Origin of the sequence: Kiloniella sp. (assembly GCF_048270245.1) — a bacterium.
In the GTDB taxonomy this organism is placed as follows: Bacteria; Pseudomonadota; Alphaproteobacteria; order Kiloniellales; family Kiloniellaceae; genus Kiloniella.
Genome location: NZ_JBLWTH010000010.1, coordinates 110,636 through 130,574, shown reverse-complemented (window position 1 = coordinate 130,574; position 19,939 = coordinate 110,636). Strand labels below are relative to the sequence as shown.

General features: G+C 44.9%; 24 protein-coding genes. 12 read left to right on the top strand and 12 right to left on the bottom strand.

Annotated features, from left to right (window positions below; translation table 11 throughout):
* Positions 1-40: 40 nt before the first annotated feature.
* The gene (locus tag ACN0W5_RS18040; protein ID WP_417455499.1) at positions 41-574 is read right to left on the bottom strand and encodes a PAS domain-containing protein; all 534 of its coding nucleotides are present in this window, start codon (positions 572-574) and stop codon (positions 41-43) included.
* 383 nt (positions 575-957) lie between these two features.
* Between ACN0W5_RS18040 and ACN0W5_RS18035 the strand changes: the two genes are divergently transcribed.
* Positions 958-1,509 carry a histidine phosphatase family protein gene (locus ACN0W5_RS18035; RefSeq protein WP_417455474.1) on the top strand — a complete coding sequence of 184 codons (552 nt, stop codon included), beginning with the start codon at positions 958-960 and terminating at the stop codon, positions 1,507-1,509.
* Positions 1,510-1,661: 152 nt separating this feature from the next.
* Here ACN0W5_RS18035 and ACN0W5_RS18030 read toward each other — a convergent pair whose 3' ends face one another.
* A complete protein-coding gene (locus ACN0W5_RS18030) occupies positions 1,662-2,612 on the bottom strand; it encodes a LysR substrate-binding domain-containing protein (protein ID WP_417455473.1) in 951 nt (316 codons plus the stop codon).
* A gap of 224 nt (positions 2,613-2,836) precedes the next feature.
* Between ACN0W5_RS18030 and ACN0W5_RS18025 the strand changes: the two genes are divergently transcribed.
* The 5 genes from ACN0W5_RS18025 (at position 2,837) to ACN0W5_RS18005 (ending at position 6,623) form a co-directional block, all read left to right on the top strand.
* Entirely contained in the window at positions 2,837-4,018 is a 1,182-nt protein-coding gene (locus ACN0W5_RS18025) for an aminotransferase class V-fold PLP-dependent enzyme (protein ID WP_417455472.1), read from the top strand.
* 204 nt (positions 4,019-4,222) lie between these two features.
* A complete protein-coding gene (locus ACN0W5_RS18020; RefSeq protein WP_417455471.1) occupies positions 4,223-4,762 on the top strand; it encodes a PAS domain-containing protein in 540 nt (179 codons plus the stop codon).
* A gap of 156 nt (positions 4,763-4,918) precedes the next feature.
* Complete coding sequence (locus tag ACN0W5_RS18015) at positions 4,919-5,107, top strand: RSP_7527 family protein (protein ID WP_417455470.1); 189 nt, start codon at positions 4,919-4,921, stop codon at positions 5,105-5,107.
* 377 nt (positions 5,108-5,484) lie between these two features.
* Positions 5,485-6,183 carry a CatA-like O-acetyltransferase gene (locus tag ACN0W5_RS18010; protein ID WP_417455469.1) on the top strand — a complete coding sequence of 233 codons (699 nt, stop codon included), beginning with the start codon at positions 5,485-5,487 and terminating at the stop codon, positions 6,181-6,183.
* 50 nt (positions 6,184-6,233) lie between these two features.
* Entirely contained in the window at positions 6,234-6,623 is a 390-nt protein-coding gene (locus ACN0W5_RS18005) for a VOC family protein (protein WP_417455468.1), read from the top strand.
* Here ACN0W5_RS18005 and ACN0W5_RS18000 read toward each other — a convergent pair.
* Positions 6,620-7,711, bottom strand: coding sequence for an AraC family transcriptional regulator (locus tag ACN0W5_RS18000; RefSeq protein WP_417455467.1), 1,092 nt, complete (start codon positions 7,709-7,711; stop codon positions 6,620-6,622). The two genes, ACN0W5_RS18005 and ACN0W5_RS18000, sit on opposite strands and share 4 nt — an antisense overlap.
* Positions 7,712-7,903: 192 nt before the next feature.
* Between ACN0W5_RS18000 and ACN0W5_RS17995 the strand changes: the two genes are divergently transcribed.
* Positions 7,904-8,440 carry a peroxiredoxin-like family protein gene (locus ACN0W5_RS17995; protein WP_299378883.1) on the top strand — a complete coding sequence of 179 codons (537 nt, stop codon included), beginning with the start codon at positions 7,904-7,906 and terminating at the stop codon, positions 8,438-8,440.
* Between the two features lie 236 nt (positions 8,441-8,676).
* Here the strand turns inward: ACN0W5_RS17995 and ACN0W5_RS17990 are convergent, their stop codons facing one another.
* Together ACN0W5_RS17990 and ACN0W5_RS17985 are read right to left on the bottom strand one after the other, a co-directional pair.
* Positions 8,677-9,228 carry a GNAT family N-acetyltransferase gene (locus ACN0W5_RS17990; protein WP_417455466.1) on the bottom strand — a complete coding sequence of 184 codons (552 nt, stop codon included), beginning with the start codon at positions 9,226-9,228 and terminating at the stop codon, positions 8,677-8,679.
* A gap of 282 nt (positions 9,229-9,510) precedes the next feature.
* On the bottom strand, positions 9,511-10,383 hold the full coding sequence (locus tag ACN0W5_RS17985; protein WP_417455465.1) for a LysR family transcriptional regulator: 873 nt from the start codon (positions 10,381-10,383) through the stop codon (positions 9,511-9,513).
* A 161-nt stretch (positions 10,384-10,544) separates the two neighbouring features.
* On the opposite strand from ACN0W5_RS17985, the gene ACN0W5_RS17980 reads away from it, so the two are divergent.
* Together ACN0W5_RS17980 and ACN0W5_RS17975 are read left to right on the top strand one after the other, a co-directional pair.
* Positions 10,545-11,255: a LysE family translocator gene (locus ACN0W5_RS17980; protein ID WP_417455464.1), complete on the top strand. Its 711-nt coding sequence runs from the start codon at positions 10,545-10,547 to the stop codon at positions 11,253-11,255.
* A 194-nt stretch (positions 11,256-11,449) separates the two neighbouring features.
* Positions 11,450-12,457: a homocysteine S-methyltransferase family protein gene (locus ACN0W5_RS17975; RefSeq protein ID WP_417455463.1), complete on the top strand. Its 1,008-nt coding sequence runs from the start codon at positions 11,450-11,452 to the stop codon at positions 12,455-12,457.
* Between the two features lie 75 nt (positions 12,458-12,532).
* On the opposite strand, the gene ACN0W5_RS17970 is transcribed toward ACN0W5_RS17975, so the two are convergent.
* Both ACN0W5_RS17970 and ACN0W5_RS17965 read right to left on the bottom strand, forming a co-directional pair.
* Positions 12,533-13,093 carry a PAS domain-containing protein gene (locus ACN0W5_RS17970; protein ID WP_417455462.1) on the bottom strand — a complete coding sequence of 187 codons (561 nt, stop codon included), beginning with the start codon at positions 13,091-13,093 and terminating at the stop codon, positions 12,533-12,535.
* A 334-nt stretch (positions 13,094-13,427) separates the two neighbouring features.
* A complete protein-coding gene (locus ACN0W5_RS17965) occupies positions 13,428-13,991 on the bottom strand; it encodes a PAS domain-containing protein (RefSeq protein ID WP_417455461.1) in 564 nt (187 codons plus the stop codon).
* A gap of 314 nt (positions 13,992-14,305) precedes the next feature.
* Here ACN0W5_RS17965 and ACN0W5_RS17960 point away from each other — a divergent pair, with 314 nt between their 5' ends.
* Positions 14,306-14,524, top strand: a complete 219-nt coding sequence (locus tag ACN0W5_RS17960; protein WP_417455460.1) for a DUF6500 family protein — start codon at positions 14,306-14,308, stop codon at positions 14,522-14,524.
* A gap of 85 nt (positions 14,525-14,609) precedes the next feature.
* Here ACN0W5_RS17960 and ACN0W5_RS17955 read toward each other — a convergent pair whose 3' ends face one another.
* The gene (locus tag ACN0W5_RS17955) at positions 14,610-15,488 is read right to left on the bottom strand and encodes a sterol desaturase family protein (RefSeq protein ID WP_417455459.1); all 879 of its coding nucleotides are present in this window, start codon (positions 15,486-15,488) and stop codon (positions 14,610-14,612) included.
* Between the two features lies 1 nt (position 15,489).
* Positions 15,490-16,071: a TetR/AcrR family transcriptional regulator gene (locus tag ACN0W5_RS17950; RefSeq protein WP_417455458.1), complete on the bottom strand. Its 582-nt coding sequence runs from the start codon at positions 16,069-16,071 to the stop codon at positions 15,490-15,492.
* A 221-nt stretch (positions 16,072-16,292) separates the two neighbouring features.
* On the opposite strand from ACN0W5_RS17950, the gene ACN0W5_RS17945 reads away from it, so the two are divergent.
* Positions 16,293-17,015 carry a VIT1/CCC1 transporter family protein gene (locus ACN0W5_RS17945; protein WP_417455457.1) on the top strand — a complete coding sequence of 241 codons (723 nt, stop codon included), beginning with the start codon at positions 16,293-16,295 and terminating at the stop codon, positions 17,013-17,015.
* Positions 17,016-17,104: 89 nt separating this feature from the next.
* Here the strand turns inward: ACN0W5_RS17945 and ACN0W5_RS17940 are convergent, their stop codons facing one another.
* The 3 genes from ACN0W5_RS17940 to ACN0W5_RS17930 all read right to left on the bottom strand — a co-directional run bounded on the left by ACN0W5_RS17940 (position 17,105) and on the right by ACN0W5_RS17930 (position 19,039).
* Positions 17,105-17,746, bottom strand: a complete 642-nt coding sequence (locus ACN0W5_RS17940) for a trimeric intracellular cation channel family protein (RefSeq protein ID WP_417455456.1) — start codon at positions 17,744-17,746, stop codon at positions 17,105-17,107.
* A gap of 173 nt (positions 17,747-17,919) precedes the next feature.
* Positions 17,920-18,477 carry a PAS domain-containing protein gene (locus tag ACN0W5_RS17935; RefSeq protein ID WP_417455455.1) on the bottom strand — a complete coding sequence of 186 codons (558 nt, stop codon included), beginning with the start codon at positions 18,475-18,477 and terminating at the stop codon, positions 17,920-17,922.
* Positions 18,478-18,811: 334 nt separating this feature from the next.
* Positions 18,812-19,039 carry a hypothetical protein gene (locus tag ACN0W5_RS17930; protein ID WP_417455454.1) on the bottom strand — a complete coding sequence of 76 codons (228 nt, stop codon included), beginning with the start codon at positions 19,037-19,039 and terminating at the stop codon, positions 18,812-18,814.
* A gap of 153 nt (positions 19,040-19,192) precedes the next feature.
* Between ACN0W5_RS17930 and ACN0W5_RS17925 the strand changes: the two genes are divergently transcribed.
* Entirely contained in the window at positions 19,193-19,861 is a 669-nt protein-coding gene (locus tag ACN0W5_RS17925; protein ID WP_417455453.1) for a glutathione S-transferase family protein, read from the top strand.
* The last annotated feature ends 78 nt before the right edge of the window (positions 19,862-19,939 follow it).

Genomic DNA, 19,939 nt, shown 5'->3' with positions numbered 1-19,939 from the left:
AACCGGATCGTCCGACAAGACCTTGTTCTGCCTTGTCTTATCAATCCTTAAAATCAGAAATCCCGGCACCAATATCAATGAAATCACGCCGAACGATAGTTATATTTTCCACCCGCGCATTATCAGAGATTTGTTCTTCTTCTATTGGCTTTATTTCGTTACTTTGGCACAAAACAATGGGGTTTGGACTCATGTCATTTTCCAGTGGCATCATTAAGACTTCCAGAAACATTTTTCGGCCAGTTGACATACCATGGTTCGAAATAACACGCATTCCACAGGGCTGATCAACCACAGAAAAAAAAGACTGGCTTGCTTTTTCTTTGCGATCTTCTGCAACATAATCCAGATAATTCTTCCCCGTGGGGTCAACTCCCATCCGTTCGCGCACTGCCGTTCCAGCAAGCCGAAAGCGAATAAAATCCTTAGCTACCATTTCATAAATAATAAGACTTGGGAGTATCTGGGGCACCTTTTCCGGTAAAAAACTGCTTCGTAACGGTAAAACACCCTCGCGCGGAAGGCTCAACCAATGATCAAATAACGCCTGGCTTTTAGGATGATAAAGCTCAATAATTGTTCAAACTCCACACTTGCCACATAGATGTGTTTTACTCACCTGTACGTGTTTCGCCCCACCTCTACACATATACGGCACATATTAATACTCATTCTATCAAAAAAGGATTAAAATTAATATGTAAAAAAAGCCTGAAATTCAATAAGGTAAGTAACATCATACGCCACGATTCTCTCAGTACGCCTCACATGCCAGATCACAGACACTAAAGGCCGTCATAATATAACGTTTCTTTGTGTGTTTCCGGCTTCATCTTTCCTATTTTTTCAGTAAACTGACCTTAGCCACCATTTACGATATATTTTCCTCTGTTCCTCTGTTCCTCTGCCGGCTTGTTTAGTGGCGGGGGGGGGGGGACAGTAAGTAAAGAGTAACCAATGCCTGTTTATCTCATTCGTCACGGACAATCTGAATTTAACGCTGTTGCACGCGATGGTATCGACCCGTTGATTTACGATGCCCCTTTGACACCTCTGGGGCAATCACAAGCTGATCGTGCCCGCGAAAAGATTGCCGACCTTGATATTCAGCATGTTATTTGCTCGCCGCTCACCCGTGCTGTACAAACAGCCCAGCGTATTTTCAAGGACACAGTTCCCATAACGGTCGAGGCCGGACACAGAGAAATGGTCTGTAACAGCTGTGATGTCGGCCGCCATCCCGACATATTGTCTCGTGATTTCCCCAATCTCAGCTTCGATCATCTTAACGATCATTGGTGGCACAAGGGCCCAGAAAACGAGAATGGCGTTCCCCATGAGCCTGAAGATATTTTCAACAAGCGGATAGAAGACTTTGTCACCCGCTTGGAAACCACCAAAACAGCCCCCTTTGCAACCCGTCCCCTTGCCATCGTCGGTCACGGGTTATTCTTTCAAGGACTGGTCGGACGGTTAATGGATAATTGTGAAATTGTGCAGTACAAATAGTGCTAGGGAGGGGTAAAGTTAGAACATTTCCTCGAGACAAATCTCAATTATTCCCCAGACATCGCCTTGCCAGCGCCCTACCATTCCCCTCGTAATCCTCTTGCTCGCAATGTTTCTAAAAATCTGTGCAACCTAGCAAAAACAATTAACGATCAGCTTGAACGCAATAACCCTGAAATCTCGATCTTAAAATCCTCTACGGTTACCATCAGCCAATCCCGAAATGTTTCGACATGCATCAGTCCGGCTTTTCCCGTCTCTGTAACAAGGTAATGCGCCCCTATAGGCAAGGCCTTAATATCCACAGCCGGAACCAGACTGCCCAATTGTAATTCGTTTGAAACATAAGCCAGATTAGCCAAGGCAATACCATGTCCGGCAACAGCAGCCTGAATAGCCGTATCATCATGTTCAAATTTCAAGGCGCGATCCAGCGACAGTTCTATGTCGCCAGATTTCATCGCCCAACTGCGCCAATCCCGTCCGGTCGGTTCGTTAAAAATCACGCGATGGTTCTTCAGGTCTTGAAGCGACAGAGCGCTCTTCTCCCCCTTTTTCCCTGCTAAATGATGGTCCAGATATGCTGGTCCACAGACAGGCAACAACCATTCGACCATCATCAGCGCCCCATTTTCAGGGGCCGAAACTGCTGGATCTGCCGGATCCCCCAACTGATAAATAATCGATGCATCAAACCGTCGGCTTTGCGCCATGCCGGGGTAGGTAACGGTTTGCAGATTAATCGGTATATTAGGGTACAGCGCCTCAAATCCAGACAACCGGGGCATTAGCCAGCGGATGGCAAAGGACGTTGTGACAGAAAGGGTAAAGTTTGACACCCCGCCTTGTATTTCCGCTGAAACCTGAGCGATTTGAAATAAAGCCTGATCGGTAACGTCATAAAGCTTTCGACCTTCGTCACTTAACTGTACCCCCCGATGCAAACGCAAAAATAACGCGCAGCCAAAGTATTCTTCAAGAAGTTTGATTTGTCGGCTAATAGCCCCTTCTGTCACACACAATTCCCGTGCGGCTTCTTTGAAGCTCATATGAGCAGCGGCGACGTTAAAGTGCCGTATGGCAGTCATGGGGGGCAATTTCATCGTATTTACAGTTCCCTATGATTAATGTTCTGGGGGATCAATGTTCTGCGGGATTAACTCTCTGGGGTCTCTTACCACTGTGTACAGGTTGAATTAAACACATGACTTGATTTTTTGTAAAGCCATATTGATTTTAAATCGTTTGAGAAAAAAAACGGATTGCGTATTTTGTTTTTTAGGGCAACTACAGTACCCAGAAAACACCACAATGAAAGAGTGACAAAATGGCCATGAATATTGAAAAGGTTTTTGCTGACACACCGGGAAAAAAAAGCTGTATCCACTTGAATAACTGTGGATCATCCCTAATGCCCAAAAGTGTTCTTCAAAGTCAGATTGACCATCTTGAACTAGAAGCAGCCATTGGTGGCTATGAAGCCGCAAATAAAAAACATGATGCCATCGAAGCCGTTTATGATTCCGTCGCTCGCTTGATAAATTGTCACAGAGACGAAGTTGCTGTTGTTGAAAACGCAACTGTCGGCTGGGCCATGGCGTTTTATGCCATTCCTTTTCAAGATGGCGACCGCATTTTAACCGTCGAAGCCGAATATGCCTCTAACTACGTGGCCTATTTACAAATCGCCAAAGAAAAAAATGTCACCATCGAAGTCATCCCCAGTGACGAAAACGGGGTTGTTTCCCTCTCCACCCTAGAGAGCATGATTGATGACCGTGTCAGGGTAATTTCTGTCACCCATGTCCCCACCAACTCTGGCTTGGTAAACCCGGTCGAAGAAATCGGCAAGATCGCCCGAAAACATAATATCCTCTATGTCGTTGATGCCTGCCAATCAGCGGGACAAATGCCATTGGATGTTGAAAAGATACAGTGTGATGTATTATCAGCAACGGCCCGCAAATTTCTACGTGGCCCCCGGGGCGTCGGCTTTGTTTATGTACGGTCCTCTGTCATTGAACAATTACATCCGCCCATGATTGATTTGCTCTCTGCCACATGGGTTAGCGAAAACGAATATGTTCTAAGGTCCGATGCACGCCGTTTCGAAAACTGGGAAAACAACTATGCGGCCAAACTCGGCATGGGGGCCTGTATTGACTACGCCCTTGAAATCGGACTGGATAATATTCAGGCCCGAATAAACGAACTGGCAAACTATCTACGCGATAACTTGCGGGCAATTGATGGGGTCAAACTTCACACCCTTTGCCCGACCCAATGCGGTATTGTTACCTTTTCCATCGCAGGCGTAGAGTCCGCGGATGCGGTTCAAACGATCTTAAAGCAAGGAGTTAATGTCAGTACCTCATCCCCGACAAGTACCCTTTTGGATGCCACCAAAAACAAGCTGCCCGTCCTGATCCGATCTTCGGTCCATTATTACAATGATCATCAGGAAATTGATACCTTTGTGGGGATCGTACGTGAGATTGCCAAGGTATAATCAAGTTTCGATAAAATAAGGAAAAACCAAGTTGCTTGCTACCTTTACCCATGATCCATATTCATCTGTGCTCATTTTTTTCGTTGTGAAATTTCAATAAATCAGACAGATAAAATTCGGTAGCAAGCAATTTGATCATATTATCTTTAGACTTTATAACATATTCTAATTACAGCTTGTGAAACTATATGGTGAAGAGGCCACATGTTCATTTCTGCTAATTCGGATCTGTCAGAATTAGAACAATACCCCAGATTACTTAAAAGCTGGCACTGGTATTCCGGTCTGTGTGAGAAACTGGGGCGGCTTCCTTCTCGGCAAGATATCAACCCCGCTGATATTAAATTTGCGTTGGGTTATGAAATGCTGGTTGAAGTTAACCGTGAGAGTAAAAACCCGCGCGTGCGCCTGATCGGTGTTGTCACCGAAGAGTTCATGGGGATCCCCCGTAGCCCAATCAGTAGCCCAACCGGAAAAAACTATGATACTTTCTTGACTCCAGAAAGCAGAGTGGCTGCTACCAATAAACTTACCGAAACACTGGATCAGGGACAGCCAATTTTCGGGACAGCGAGCTATAACCGAAAAGATGGCCGAAGCTTTGGGTACGTCAGGTTAATCTTCCCCCTTCACTCACAAACTGATGAACCGGAAATGGTGTTCCTCATATTTCAGGACTTTACCGAAAACGAAGATAGAGAAGTTGGCGCACAAAAAGAAGAAGAAATGAAACGCTGGTTTTAAAAAATACTTTACCTCCGATATTTTTCATCATTTTATTATCAAAAAATAAGAGATAATCATTATATTTTTTAGCGTATTATCATTTGGCGAAAAAGGCGCATATTAGTCATCAAGGGAAACCACTCGTTTATGAGTATCACCAAGAGGATTAAGTCGATGAAACCAATCGTAACTGCCAAAGATTTTGATTTTACTTCTGCTGACATCGAACACCACATTCGTGAAGCGCACCGTCTGCGTTCCGAAGCTATCGGTAGTGCAGCTGTTCATGCCTTCGCCACAGTATTCAAATCCACAAAGAATTTTCTGGGCCGCATGAGCTACCACAAAGTGAAACACGCTTAAGAAATTAGCCTTTTCCCCTCGTGCTCTCTCTTCTGACAGGTCGTTACCTGTCTTGAGAGAAGTGTAATTAAAGCGAAACGGGTAAAAGCTGGAATTGACAAAGGAGAGTACCAATCGGTGCTCTCCTTTTGCGTATCTGCTTGCTTTGATGCCCTTTGTCCCTATGGACGGACTTTCCATCTTTTGGATGTCCACCTTAAACATTCCCCGACAACTCAAATATTTCAAATCACATTCCTTTCCCAAATAATGTCGTAAATTATCTTAATGTCCCAAGATGTTTATTGCGCCAGTCTCTGATCTTGATATTCTTTTTTCATCCATTCACATATTTTGACTTCCCAACTTCCGCCCCTCTCAATCAAGGGCTTCGCATTATGAATTATAAGACAAAATTTTCAGAACAGACTGAACGTGTAATTGACCTGCCAACATGGTCCCGACAAAGCCAGTACGCCATGTTCAAAGACTTTGGTTCGCCCCATTTCAGCATAACAACTCGTATTGATGTCTCGGAAATAATGAGGGCAAAACAGAGTGAGGGGACCTCACCTTTTAACGCCATGCTCTTTTGCATCATGCAAGCATTTAATGATGTCCCAGAATTGCGAACTCGTTTACGCGACAAAGATGGACAACAATCTGTTATTGAACATAATATCGTTCACCCGTCGGTCACTGTGCCCATCGAAAATGATCGCTTTGCCTTTTGCGAAATTCCCTATGCCCCAGAATGGCAGGCCTTTAACAACAACTGTGAAATTGCCATTACAGAGGGAAAAGCACAGACAGAATTGGACGAAAAAACCATTGATACCGACTTCTGGATTTTCATGTCCTGTATTCCCTGGTTGGATTTCACAGACATGCAACACCCCCTAAAAGGCCCCGACGATTGTATTCCCCGCCTTGCGTGGGGAAAGTTTGTGCCCCAGATAACACATCAGGCTCAAGAAGGTTGGGAGGTCGCCGTAAACCTAACCGCGCATCATGCCCTTGCTGATGGTATCCACATGGCAAACTTCTTTCAAAAACTGGCTGATGCCTGTTGTTCTTTCTCAAAAGAGCCTAAATAAACCAACACCATACCCCTTGCCATTACAAAGACCAGAATAGATACCCCAAAATGATTTTCAATCACGTACAGATAAAAATAAAAGACCTTAAATCCAGCAAAGACTTTTACGATCGCGTTATGTCAGCACTTGGGTATGATCAAGTTTTGGATATCCCCGATGTGGTTATCGGCTATGGCACCAGTGTCCACGACATGTTTGAAATACGCCAAGTTGACGAAGATGCCCCCCTATCCCACGCGGTTCATATATCCTTTAATGCCAATACAACCAAAAGCGTTGATGATTTTTATCGTATCGCGCTTGAAAATGGCGCGCGTTGTAATGGAAAGCCCGGCCCACGCCCCGAATATGAAGACGGCTATTACGCTGCTTTTATTCTGGACCCTGATGGGCACAACATCGAAGCGGTATATGCGGAACAAAGAGATACCGCCTAACCCCGTAACATTTCCTGTTTAGGGCTAACGCCATAGTGACGGGTAAAAGCGCGGGATAAAGCTGCTGAACTGGAAAAGCCAATCCGTCCGGCAATGGCCTTTAACGGCATTCCCTTTGCCAATTCAGCTCGGGCCAGTGTCAGTCGCCAGTTCGATAGATACTGACCGGGTGTCACACCCACAATTTTACGAAAAGAATTGGCAAAGTGCGTTCTGGACATCGCCGATATTTCGGCAAGATCTTCGAGGTTAAAATTACGATCCGGCCTTTCGTGCATAGCAATAATCGCCAAGGAAATATTGGGGTCGGCCAATCCCGCCAATAACCCGACTTCTGTATGGCCTGCCTCGATTAAATGACGCAACAGGCGTATCACGACGATTTCACACAGCCGATCAATAACAGCACGTCCCCCGCAACGCGGGGCGCTGGCTTCTTCCAACAAAATATCCGTCACAGCCCTCAAAGGCGGGGATTGGTCCAGCCGGACCACGACAAGATCAGGTAACGCCAGAGCAATGGGATTTGCCTCGCCCCCCGTATCCACGACCGCGCAAACAAAACCTGTTGTCTGCATTGTGATAACAGATTGCCTATCGCCATCATCTCCACCGGAATCATGCCCCCTAGGATCATCTCGGCTGGAATCATCTCGGCTGGGATCAACAGTGGACCGAGGCTTGATTTTAAAATCCCCAGGCACACCACGAGGATAAAACACGAGCAAAGGAACATCCGCGGCCAGCTGTTTAAAATCTGATGCAGACGATGCTATTTGCCCGCTGTGAATGACAAAGAAATTTGCGCCCCCAACACTTTGCCCTGTATCGCAAACACCAGTTTTCTTCTGTTTCGAGTTCACGCCGTTTATATCGCCAGACAATTGGAAGATGTTCTCTTCCCCTGTCTGGACATCCGCCCTCTTAGAAGCAAAGTCAGTCCGGTTACTATCCCGCGATTGATCATCTTCCTCGCATGACGGTTGATCAAAAGCCAAATCACATCCAAACGTCTGCACACGCGCGCGAATGTGAAACCGCTGAATAAGGGCCGATAAACGGTCGGCTTTTTTAAATGGCTTTTCCAAAACTGGTCCTTGTTACACTAAACCCCAAGTTAGCACATTAGTCTAATTATGTACGATAGATCAACTTATTTGCACAAAAAGAAACTCTAAGTTCACTATATTGATAATTGAGGGCGACAAGCAGCCCAATAATTTACGTAACAAACAATTGCTTTAACAAGCCAATTGATTACCTGAAAGGTACCCCTTGTAATGCTGATGCCACGTCAGAAAACCCCAAACCTCTCTTTGCCTACACTCAATGACGGTACGTTCGACCTCAGCAGTGATGGTGCAGAGCGTTATACACTGGTGACCTTTTATCGCGGTCTCCACTGTCCGATCTGTGCTAACTACCTCAAAGAGCTAGAACGTTTGTCCCCGGAATTTGCCGAACGTGGCGTAAAGACCATTGCCATCAGCTCAGACGGAAAAGAGCGTACAGAAGAAATGGCTGCGAAAATCGACGCCAAGAACCTGCGTTTTGCTTATGACCTGCCACTATCTGTTGCCAAAGAGTGGGGTCTTTATATCTCTACCTCTCGCGGAAAAACATCTATCGGCATCGAAGAGCCAGCTCTGTTCTCTGAGCCCGGCGTCTTCCTCGTCACGCCAGAACAGACGCTTTATTACGCTTCTGTCCAGACAATGCCATTTGTCCGCCCGGTCTTTAAAGAAATGATCGGCGCACTGGATTTCGTTATTGCCAACGATTACCCCGGCCGTGGCGAATACGCCGGCGAAGTTTAAGAATTGAACAATAAGAAGTCTAGGAATTGAATGATAAACGGCGTTCCTGATTTTCAGACCGTTTACTTCAAACAAGATATATAGAATTCCCGGGGATCGTGTTTTGAGTAGCACCGCTTATCTGAACATGAACGACACCCCAGGATAAAAGCCCCCGGTCAACGACACACACAAGCAGGCCGGGGGCTTTTTATTTTCCAAACAAAACAGCATCCCCCTTAAAGCCCCTCTTATATTTAGCGCATCGTCAAAACAGTGCGTGTGATAATGTCACCGTCCTCATCAAAATCACATTCGTGCTGAAAGCCAAATTTTGAAAGGATATGCAAAGACGCTGCATTTTTCTTTTGTGCAAAGGCATAGATTTGCTTCATACCCAGCGTCTTGATGCCAAAATCCAGAACCGCCGTTGCTGCCTCTGTCGCCAGACCACCGCCCCAAAACTGCGGTAACAAGCCATAGGACAGTTCAACCTTGTCATCGACCTTATTTTCTTCTCGCAAGCCACATTCGCCCATAAATGCCCCACTCTCGCGATCAAAAACAGCCCAAAGACCAAAACCTCGGCGTTGCCAATGATCCGTCATAATTGCCAACTGCTCGTCGCTTCCCTGTCGGCTTTGCGTGCCAATTTTACGGATCGCCATGACATCATCATTACCGTAAAGCTGAAACAATAGGCCACCATCTTCGGATGAAAAGGGGCGCAGAATTAATCGTTTGCTGGTGAGGACTTTCGAGACCTGAGATCGATCACGAAAGGATTTAGAAGAGCTTTTAGTCGGCATTGGAAATAACCTGAATAGGGTAAAAACTTTACAATAAAAACTAACAGAGTAACCCTAAATTCACACGGTCTATTTTAAAGACCAATTGGATCGCCGACAGTAACATACCGACATTACCGATAATCCAAAAAGACAACTGTGAATCTTAAGAAATTGATTTTGCTTTAATTTACGAAACAACAAACAAGATCAGTAGATTTGATAAGAACCACGTGAATAAGCACTTTCATGCCTTGCAATCACAAAAATAGATAAGATCAACTTAATTCACACCTGTTTATTCTACCGCTTATCCTGTTTACGGAACATATCAAGCAACAAGTTAATCCGGTGATCCCCCTTAAACTCTGGACGATGAACCAGTGCAATGTTGATCTCTGCATTAGCACCTTCTAACGCAAAAACCGCGGCTCTGTTTTCCAGCTCGAAACTTTCGACAATAGATCGTGGCAAAACGGAAGCGCATAGCCCGGCCTTGATACAGGCAAGAATACCATCCAGTGTCGAAATTTCCATCATCTTGGGCGCCGTCAGGTTTTGTGCTTGATACCAATCAATCGCAAAATTGCGATAACCACAGCCTTCTTGGATTAAAACCATAATCGGTAATTCCAGCGCCTGTTCCAGCTTGCTCAACCCTTTAGGTGCAATATAAACCAACGGTTCGGTAAAAAGCATATGCGTTGTCAGGTTATCCTGATCTGTACTGCGTTTCCGGCGATCAACCACGACCGCCGCATCCAGACGGCATTCATCTACGGCCTTATTAAGAAAGCCCGAGACCCCGGTATCCACAGAAATCTCTGCATCAGGATGAAAGCGTCGGTATTCCGTAATAAAGCGCGGCAATAAATGGGACGCCTGCGTATCGACAAAGCCCATGCGAATATGACCGACATCACCGGGATTAACCGCCCCCTTGGCCGCACGTTCCAGCGTCAGCATGGCATTGGCATATTCCAACAGCTTTTCGGCCTCGTGTGTTGGCACCAGACGCCGATGCGCCCGCAGAAAAAGCGAAACACCAAGCTCGTTTTCAAGCTTGCGAATACGTGCCGTTACATTGGGCTGTACGGTATTCAAACTTTCTGCCGCAGCCGTCACACTGCCCAAATCCATAACCAACTTAAATGTACGTAATGCAGACAGATCCATTCTAATTCTTCCATATGACCAATAGTTGGCATCATTATTTTTTATTTATACATAAAAACAAACTATTTTTTTTGATTTAATGTTTGCGCTTAACTTCCTCGTGTTCCCATTTCGTCAAATGATTGGCACAAGCCAACAAAGAAATTCTGTCAGGACCTTTAATGACCTTTGAAATCTGGATCGCCTTTGTTTTTGCCGCAAGCGCAAATATTCTTGCCCCCGGGCCAGCCATTGTTCTTGCGATCAGAAACGGCCTATCATTGGGGATGGGAAAAACGATATATTCAACCCTGGGAAATGTCGTCGCTATAGGCTGTGTCGGCCTTGCCGTTACTTTTGGCCTTGGAACAATTATTACAGCAGAACCCAAAATACTTTCAGTGCTGCAAATTATGGGCGGTAGCTACCTACTCTGGCTCGCCCGGCAGAACTGGCAAAGGGGCATGATCTCTCTTGACCATCTATCCGTAGATGACATTGACGTAGCAGATGATAAAGGCAATACAGGAGCCGACACCAATAGTATTGCCCGTTCTGTTGCCTCGCCCCGTCAATTCCAGAGATCTGCCCCTTATCTTTTTCGTCAATCCCTGCTTGTCGGCTTGACAAACCCCAAGATGATTATCTTTTTATTGGCGCTGTTTCCCTTATTTCTAAACACTAAAGCAGCGACAACTCCACAGCTTTTGGTCATGACGATTACTTTTATGGGACTGTCATTCCTAACACTTAGCAGCTTTGCCTTTGCCGCCGTTAAATTTGCCAGATTAATCCGACAGCAATCCGTAGTAGAATTGATCAACAAATTAATCGCGATCATCTTTTTCGGATTTGGATCCAGTCTGATATATTTTGGTCAGGCAACGCTTTAATATCGCCGCTATCGTACCAGTACAATCCACGGCCCCTCAGACTTTAACTTGAAACATCATTTGCCTTAATGTTTGCTTGATGAAAATTTTGTGCCCGCATACAGTTAGTTGGCGTACACAGCGAACCAGACCGCAAGGGCCGGGCACTCCTTTAACCACCCCCCTAAATAAGTTCTGGTATCGAAGGGGCGATGATGTCAGCAAGTTTAAGTAAGAAGAAAACAGCTCGTTACAGACACAATCTGCCGCAACTCAAAGGCGGGCTTTTCCTGACCGATGCGGGACAGGAAACAGACTTAATCTTTAACAAAGGCATCCCGATCAAAGCCTTTGCCGCCCATACCCTGTTGCCAGATGAACAAGGTCGCGCTGCGCTTACGGATTATTACAACGGTTTTCTGGCGCTTGCTCATAAAGCCAACACAGGCTTTATTCTGGATGGTCAGACATGGAAGGCCCACCCGCATTGGGCTGACGATTTAGAACAGACCCTTGATGAGATAAAGACCGCAAATCAGGCATCTATCGACTATATCGCGCAGCTCCGGGATGTTTGGGATAACGGTCAACAAGAGATTGTCCTTAACGCTTCGCTGGGACCACGCGGAGATGCCTATGCACCGGATTATCAAATTACAGTAAAAGAGGCTGAAGATTATCACGCGCAACAGATCAGTTGGCTGGCCGAAACACCCGTAGATATGATCACAGCCATGACCTTTACCCAGCCCGAAGAAGCCGTCGGCGCGATACGTGCTGCACAGAAAGCAAAGCTTCCGATCGCAGTTTCTTTTACGGTCGAAACCAACGGGTTATTGCCCACAGGGCAATCCCTTGCCGATGCTATCGATCAGGTTGACAGGGAAACAAGCAATCAGGCGATATATTTTATGATCAACTGTGCACACCCAGATCACTTCCCCCCAAGTTTATCATCACGAGATCTATCGAATAGCAATCTCAAGAAAATGAACTGGGCCACAAGAATAAAAGGCATCCGCTGTAATGCATCACGGATGAGCCATGCAGAGCTGGATAATTGTCGCACCCTTGATGCCGGAAACCCAACCGAACTGGGGCAACAATACAAAGAAATCTATTCAAGAATGCCATGGCTGAATATTTTTGGTGGATGTTGCGGGTCTGACCTGCGCCATTTAACAGAAATCACGCGTTCAATTCTCTCGCCCACCAGTTTTTGAGCTCGAAACTTAGCCACAAAACAGGAACAAGAGAATTTGATCACAAACAGATTAAACACTCAGATATTTTTTTAATCAAGCGTCTGCCAAGGATGGATAGATCAAATGCTGGACATTATCTAACCCAGCCCCGATGTCGATAAACTGTCGCTTGAAGATCTTGAGATAATCATGTTTTTTCAAGTTTTCGTCCGGCAACTTCTTTTCGTAATCCAGTTCATTTTTCTGAAAAAGAATCAATGGGTTTCCGCCATCAATATTGAGCAAAGGAAGCCCAACTGTTTCCATATAGACGCTTAGGCCACTTTTCATAACCTGTTCGACAATACCAAAAATACCACAGGGCTGATTAACCACTGCCCACAATGCCTGAGAAGCTTGTATCTTGTGCTCCGGCCCCACAAGTTCCAGATAGTTACTCCCTTCACAGCTGCCGCCGAACTTTTCACTCAGGTTCGACCCCAAAAGGCGAATTTTAATATAATCGTCCGAAATCATCTCGTAGATCATAAAGTTTGGAAGCAAAGACGGTATTTGTTCAGGTCGAAAGCTATCACGGGATGGTGCAAACCCATCGCGTGGCAAATCGAGCCAATACCGATAGAACTCTGCAGATTTCGGATGTTTAAAATCCATGAAGAGCACAGCCTTTTTATTTTTAACACAAGCAAAGACAGCCTTCAGAACCGAGCGTTGTTTTCTGGCTTAAGTATTTAAAAAGAAAGAAAAGATAACAACAGACATCAGCGCAAAAAGCCGCGAACATAAATCATGCCTGTGAGACTTGACCTTAATCAAGGATTATCTTTCTCATTTTCAGGATACGGCAAAATAAACCATAAACGCGATTAACTCGCGACATAAAATTACTTAAAGTGGATAATTTCATACACTAAATTACCAAAAAAAATTCAACACAAAGTCATTGTAAAAGAATAATAAATTACAAACTCTTCGTCGTCATTCCGAATCAGTCACGCAAAAATGGAACTCCCAATCCCAGATCAAAGTAAGACCGTTCTACAACCCAAATGTACTTCAACAAGCCATCACCTTTGTCATCAAATTCCTGCGGCTCTTTTTCTTGTTGTCCGTCACTATTGTAAGCAATCTCATTACTCTGAAAGAAAAGAACAGGATGCTCACCTTCATCATTAGAAACGGGCACACCAACCACTTCTATATGAGCAATACGCCCCGATACCAGTTCCTGCGCGAGCACCGCATACATCCCACAGTTATGTTTCGCCTGCGACCAAAAGGCTGCCGATGCAGCGTCTTTTCGCTGCTCTTCCACAAAATCCAGATAATTGCTCCCCGTACGATGGCCACCAAAGCGCTCTTCAACCGTAGAGCCAATAAGCCTTATGCGAATAAAGTCATTGGAAACCAGCTCGTAAACCACCATCGTTGACAGCAAGCTTGGAATATCTTCCGGCATAAAGCTATTTTTGTCAGGTAAAATCCCTGTTTTAGGCAGTTTGCACCAATATTCATAAAAGGCCCGGTTATTAGGGTGCCTGAATTTAATCACGCCCTTGTACCATTTTGATTGCCTTTCTATCACGGTCTGTAAGCATCGTTCTTATATAGTAGAACAAAACGATAATTATAGAAGCACAAAACATATGGTTAATAAAGTGTTAACCATATGTTTTGTTTCCATTACGTCCTATGAATGAAAACGATTAAATTCAATACACTAAAAATGCGAAGTTAAATAATTTGACCATAGTACATGTATCGTTTTTAAACTTTCCAGGGCTCCCCAAATATGGAATCAACTTCCTTGCATTCTCTCCAACCACTTGTCAGACGGCATTAAAACGAAAAGGCGAAACCACCCCGATGCGACAATCTTTACGACAAAAAATTATTGAGATATGTGACCAAAAAATAGAAAAAAAGGGTGAGACTGTTGGACTGTCTTTCTATGCTTTCTTTGCTAATAAAAACGATGATCCAGACCTGTTGATGGAAGCTGCAACGTGGTGGATCGAAACGCACAAGTTGGATCATTTTGAAAAAGCAAAGAAGATCAAAAACATGGTTTTGAATGGAAAATAAAATAGAACAAAAGCGATATTTTAAAAATCATGATAAGCAATTTCCCTCTGTGTAAAAGTCGTACACAGAGGGAAATTCTCATGATTTATGGATCATTTTTTGGCCGCCACCCCGGGGGCTGTATCAAATAAGCCAATTTGTTTCCTAGACCTTTCGCCGACCACATCTTACGCGCAAGCCCTGTAAACCCATGAAAGAAAACCACCAACGGGTTTACCGAATTAATAGGGGGTAACACCCCGTAAATAACCTCTTCCTCTTCTTCCGCAAAGGTGCCAAACATTTTATCCCAAAGAATGAAGATGCCCGCATAATTTTTATCAATATACTGCGGATTAGAGCCGTGGTGTACCCGATGGTGCGAAGGTGTATTCATCACCGCTTCATAAAATTTAGGCAACTTTCCAATCGTATCCGTATGCAACAGTGTCTGATAAAGCTGTACACATGACGCCGATAACAAAACCAAAAAGGGATCAAAACCAATCAACACAAGCGGGATATAAAACGGCAAGCCAAAAATTGCATCCAAAGGCCCATGCCGATAGGCCACCGAAATATTAAAAAAGGGCGAGCTATGGTGAACCGTGTGCGTTGCCCAGCCAAGCCCCATACGATGTGCGACCCTGTGTTCAGAATAATAGGCTAAATCAGCCAGAACGATACACAATGCAATCGTCCAATAATTACTTGGCATAAGCATAAGGCTGTAATCCGGATAGATCAGATAAAAAGCGCCCAGATAAATACCCGCAAACATTGTAATCAAACCGATATGGGCAAACAAAGTCGCGAAATTCGTAAAGCAATCCCCAACAGTCGCCCAGGTCATCTTCTTTTTGATTAACAGTCTGACAATTTCAAAAAGAAAAAAGGCCATAGCAAAAACAAACACCCAATCATCAACCAGATTTTGCCATTCATACAGCGTCCATTCATCAAATAAGTGAGTCCAGAAATCCATATCAAAGCTCCCTTTCGTTTTCTAAAGCACCAAGCAATAGTTTTGCGGCCCCATAGGAACTCTTCTGAAAATTTTCATCGTTCTTTTTGATGGGAAATAAAGCATCTAGGTTAAAATAGATTCCGATTAATCCGGTCGCTACAGTCGTAACAAGGCCATTCGTTACATTGAGATAAAGCTTGGATAAAACCAACTCAAAGCTATGATGGACATCATCAAACCACGATTTCATAAGCTCTTTTATTGGCGCGTGTGTCTGCGCAACGACAATAAGGTTCGTCGCGATCATTGTGTCCGTCGCAGTTGTTAAATCTGAATTATCTAAAAATAAAACGGCCAACAATTCGTCTTGATTGGCAAAGGGATAGGCCGCGAATTCTTGCATGCTTGTACGGCACCTATCCGTATAGCGTTTAACCACCTCAATTAAGAGCTCATCATTATTACCCACATGATGACGTAAAAGTGGCCGGGCAATTTCCGCTTCTTCGGCGATACGTTTCTGTGTCGCTCCCTCAACCCCATAAAGCGCAATGCACGTCTCATAGGCTTTTAAAATTTCTTCTCTTCTTTCCAACTTCATACTAGGTCTTGGCATTTGACTTCATCACTGTAAATTATCAATTTTGACAATATATAAAGCTACCTTAGTTTATTGTCAAACAAGACAATAAACGATTCGATAAATAATGCCCTGAATCAAGGAAAGTTATGAAATAGTAGATTATGATGAGTCTTTAAAATAATGAGCACGGCAATCAGCTGAAATAAATTTCACCCTGACCACACCGGACTGGAAGCATTATGACACTAGAGCACGAACATTCATCAGAAGCCATACGTGAACGCTTTGCTAAAGGGCACAAGGCAAGTTACCTACAGGATTGGGTTTATGGCAGCATTGATGGTGCCGTAACCACCTTTGCTGTTGTGTCCGGGGTGATCGGCGCACAGCTTTCCGTCCGGGTCATTCTTATACTTGGCGTTGCCAATTTACTGGCGGATGGTTTTTCCATGGCCGCAAGTAACTACAGCGCAACCAAATCTGAATTGGATGATACCGAACGCCTGCGCGAAATAGAACGTAAACACATTCGCCAAGTCCCCGATGGAGAACGCGAAGAAATTCGTCAAATTCTATCCGCAAAGGGATTAAGCGGAACGACATTAGAGGAAGCCACCGACGCGATAACATCCAATGAAGAACTTTGGATCAACACAATGATCACTGAAGAATACGGCATCTCCCCAACCTCGCGAAACCCGTTAAGATCTGCGTTATCCACCTTTGGGGCTTTCTTTATCGCAGGGTCTATTCCCTTACTCCCCTTTATCCTTTCCCTGCCAAACGCCTTCGCTCTGGCCTGTGGAATGACTGCCTTGGCATTCTTTACCACTGGCATGATCAAAAGTCGCTGGTCACTGGCCCCGTGGTGGCGATCCGGCAGTGAAACGCTTTTAATAGGCGGCCTCGCCGCTATTGTTTCTTACGGCGTTGGATATATTTTGCGGGATATTGTTGGCTAACTCCAAAGCTTGTGGCCTCCTGAGAGAGCTTGTGGCCCCGAGAAGATGACACCCGCGAGAATTTGACCCCCACGAGAATTTGACCGGGATCAGAGCTTTTCAATTTCTTCCATCGTGCGGCCCGGCTTGCTTTTATAAGTTGGCAGGTTCCACCCGTAATAGAGCGCGCCGCCACGAATGACAAAAGCAACAAGGAAACCAAGGATCGATCCAACAACGTTCTCAAGCCCAGCATGATGAGACAGTACCCAGGCAACGGCCCCAAATAACGCGGCAGTCACATAGATTTCCCGCCGCATCAAAACAGATTGTTCGCCAGAAATAATATCACGTAAAACTCCGCCAAAAGTTGCGGTCAAAATACCGGTCACAATAGCAACAGAAGACGACCCGGTTGCCAGAAACCCGATCTCAGCGCCCTTTACTGAAAAGACCGCCATACCAATAGCATCCAACCACAACAAAACCTTGTACCGAGATTCAAATCTGTGTGCTGTGAAAAAGACCAACGCGCCTGTGCCTGCACAAATCAAAAGATATGTATGTTCCCGTACCCAGAAAACGGGTGTTTGCCCTAAAATTGCATCGCGAAAGGTACCACCCCCAATGCCCGTTACGGCAGCGAGAAATAAAAACGCGATAAGATCCAACTGTTTACGTGATGCTGCCAAAGCGCCCGTTGCGGCAAACACCGCGACCCCGGCATAATCAAGCCATTGAACAATATCCACTTTCGCCCCCTCGCTTTACTGCGCACACAATTACAGTCTTCCCCAATCTGAGTAACATAAAATTGGGTCAAACAGCAGAATTATTTAACGAATACAGCTGACTATATTAAGAAAATGAGAAGGAACTGGGCTGTCGTTCCCGAAAACATAAGGCTCTTCAATAAAATTAAGGGCTAATCGATAAATACAGGTGCCCCTTTGCCGATATCAATGATTTGCCGCTCGACAACCAGAATTAGTTTCAAACGTTCATCAGACTGAAATTCCAATGGGTTCAGATCATCAATTTCGTTACTTTGATAAATAATAATGGGGTTTGCTTCACGACCATCAAGGTTGGGGATATCATTCCGCAGCGGAAAGCCAATTGATTCAACTGTAACATTGCGTCCGCTAGATAACGCATGCTCCAAAACGGCACAGATACCACACGGTTGCTGAGCCATTAACCAGAAAGCATCCGATGCAATCCGCTTGCGATCATCTTCGACATAATCCAGGTAATTCCCCCCGGTCATATCATGCCCGAAACGTTCGTTGATCGCAGTACCCTGTAAACGGATTTTGATATCATCCCGGGAAATCAGTTCGTAAACAATAATATTGGGTAAAAGTGAAGGAATATCCTCGGGACGAAAGGAACTTCGGTTCGGCATATCAAAGCCATCCGATTTCTTTAACCCCTGCCAATAATCATAAAACTGGCGATTTCTGGCATTTCTTATTTTCACTGAACCTCACCTACGTCCGGGTTACTCTGGTACTGAGTTAATAAGCTACCGGGTTTTCATTTCCCAATAACCCACCCTGATTACCCCCGTCATCAGTTCCACGCAGCCTATAGATATTTTATGCAAGCTAACAACATTTTTTACGTTAAATTTTAGATAAAATATTTATTTTTGATTCTTCGCGCAACTCAACACCAACAACAGGATGTAGAGCATTAAACCATTACAATCATACAGGCTAATTTTCTTTCTTGACCTCGTTTCACAGGGGTGGTTTTATATTTCCACATTTCACATAAAGTAACTGTGTGACCACAGAATCATTTTTTGTAGCTCACACAGAAAACGACCGGATATCCAACATCAGATATCGAGCACTGAGACTTAACAAGACCCCAAGGGGTCTTGAAAAGATCGTACCAGATACGGATACCCGGACAGAACCTAAAACACATAAACCTTCCGGCGCTCTGCTTTTTTTGGGGTAAAGCTTGGACTCTGTTTCCTTGGCCCACCGCGAATGACCAATGCCACAGCGACGGATGATCACTGTTTTGATCACGGATTTTCCCTTGTTAGAAGGTGCTTAACCCGGCTCAAAACCGGGCGGCTGCATGCTGTTAACCAAGTCACTGCCCTTACATTGCGATCAGGCAAAAGAGCAGCTTAAAGAAAGTTACTCTGGCAAGTTAGAGTAACAAAATGGAGAGTTCCTATGTTGACACTATTTCACGCACCGGGTGCTTGTTCTTTGGCCTCTTGCATCGCACTGGAAGAAACAGATGCAGAGTTCGAAATCAAAACAATATCCTTTGCGGATGGCGAACAGCATAAAGTGGATTACCTGCGGCTTAACCCCAAAGGACGTGTGCCAGCTCTCATTGTTGAAAAAGAACCAAATCTTATATCTGAAAAAGAAAATATAACTGTAAACTCTAAAGGCAACAGCGGTGTCATAACTGAAACACCTGCGATCCTTTTTTATCTGGCGCAACAGTATCCAGAAGCAAATCTGGCCCCGCTGTCCGATTATTTTGCCCTCGCCCAGATGCAGTCGTTCAACAGCTTTCTCTGTTCAACGGTTCACGTTGCCCATGCGCACAGATTTCGCGGCGCACGCTGGGCAAATAACCAAAGTTCACAGGATGACATGCGCGCTAAAGTACCTGAAAACATGTCTGCTCTCTTTACGATGATTGAAGAAACATATCTCGGCCAGCCATGGGTGCTGGGTGACCAGTACAGCATTTGTGACGCCTATCTCTATACCATCGCGCGTTGGCTGGAAGGTGACGGTGTTGATATCACCGCTTTTCCGCGCGTCAATGCGCATTTCCAACGCATGGAAGACCGTCCCGCAGTACAACGAGCCTTACGGCATTAGCCTCGGCCCGGACCTGACGATGCCATCAGACTGTTTGTTGGTGTTTCAGGTCTTAAACCATAAAGATCAGAACGTATT

What these genes read in the sequence shown, in the direction of transcription:
- ACN0W5_RS17995 (WP_299378883.1), top strand. Translation starts at nt 7,904, where the DNA reads ATGCTGATGCCACGTCAGAAAACCCCAAACCTCTCTTTGCCTACACTC.
- ACN0W5_RS17960 (WP_417455460.1), top strand. Translation starts at nt 14,306, where the DNA reads ATGCGACAATCTTTACGACAAAAAATTATTGAGATATGTGACCAAAAA.
- ACN0W5_RS18035 (WP_417455474.1), top strand. Translation starts at nt 958, where the DNA reads ATGCCTGTTTATCTCATTCGTCACGGACAATCTGAATTTAACGCTGTT.
- ACN0W5_RS17950 (WP_417455458.1), bottom strand. Translation starts at nt 16,071, where the DNA reads ATGAAGTTGGAAAGAAGAGAAGAAATTTTAAAAGCCTATGAGACGTGC.
- ACN0W5_RS17980 (WP_417455464.1), top strand. Translation starts at nt 10,545, where the DNA reads ATGACCTTTGAAATCTGGATCGCCTTTGTTTTTGCCGCAAGCGCAAAT.
- ACN0W5_RS18020 (WP_417455471.1), top strand. Translation starts at nt 4,223, where the DNA reads ATGTTCATTTCTGCTAATTCGGATCTGTCAGAATTAGAACAATACCCC.
- ACN0W5_RS18015 (WP_417455470.1), top strand. Translation starts at nt 4,919, where the DNA reads ATGAAACCAATCGTAACTGCCAAAGATTTTGATTTTACTTCTGCTGAC.
- ACN0W5_RS17970 (WP_417455462.1), bottom strand. Translation starts at nt 13,093, where the DNA reads ATGGATTTTAAACATCCGAAATCTGCAGAGTTCTATCGGTATTGGCTC.
- ACN0W5_RS17925 (WP_417455453.1), top strand. Translation starts at nt 19,193, where the DNA reads ATGTTGACACTATTTCACGCACCGGGTGCTTGTTCTTTGGCCTCTTGC.
- ACN0W5_RS17975 (WP_417455463.1), top strand. Translation starts at nt 11,450, where the DNA reads ATGTCAGCAAGTTTAAGTAAGAAGAAAACAGCTCGTTACAGACACAAT.
- ACN0W5_RS18030 (WP_417455473.1), bottom strand. Translation starts at nt 2,612, where the DNA reads ATGAAATTGCCCCCCATGACTGCCATACGGCACTTTAACGTCGCCGCT.
- ACN0W5_RS18010 (WP_417455469.1), top strand. Translation starts at nt 5,485, where the DNA reads ATGAATTATAAGACAAAATTTTCAGAACAGACTGAACGTGTAATTGAC.
- ACN0W5_RS17990 (WP_417455466.1), bottom strand. Translation starts at nt 9,228, where the DNA reads ATGCCGACTAAAAGCTCTTCTAAATCCTTTCGTGATCGATCTCAGGTC.
- ACN0W5_RS17955 (WP_417455459.1), bottom strand. Translation starts at nt 15,488, where the DNA reads ATGGATTTCTGGACTCACTTATTTGATGAATGGACGCTGTATGAATGG.
- ACN0W5_RS17945 (WP_417455457.1), top strand. Translation starts at nt 16,293, where the DNA reads ATGACACTAGAGCACGAACATTCATCAGAAGCCATACGTGAACGCTTT.
- ACN0W5_RS18005 (WP_417455468.1), top strand. Translation starts at nt 6,234, where the DNA reads ATGATTTTCAATCACGTACAGATAAAAATAAAAGACCTTAAATCCAGC.
- ACN0W5_RS18025 (WP_417455472.1), top strand. Translation starts at nt 2,837, where the DNA reads ATGGCCATGAATATTGAAAAGGTTTTTGCTGACACACCGGGAAAAAAA.
- ACN0W5_RS17985 (WP_417455465.1), bottom strand. Translation starts at nt 10,383, where the DNA reads ATGGATCTGTCTGCATTACGTACATTTAAGTTGGTTATGGATTTGGGC.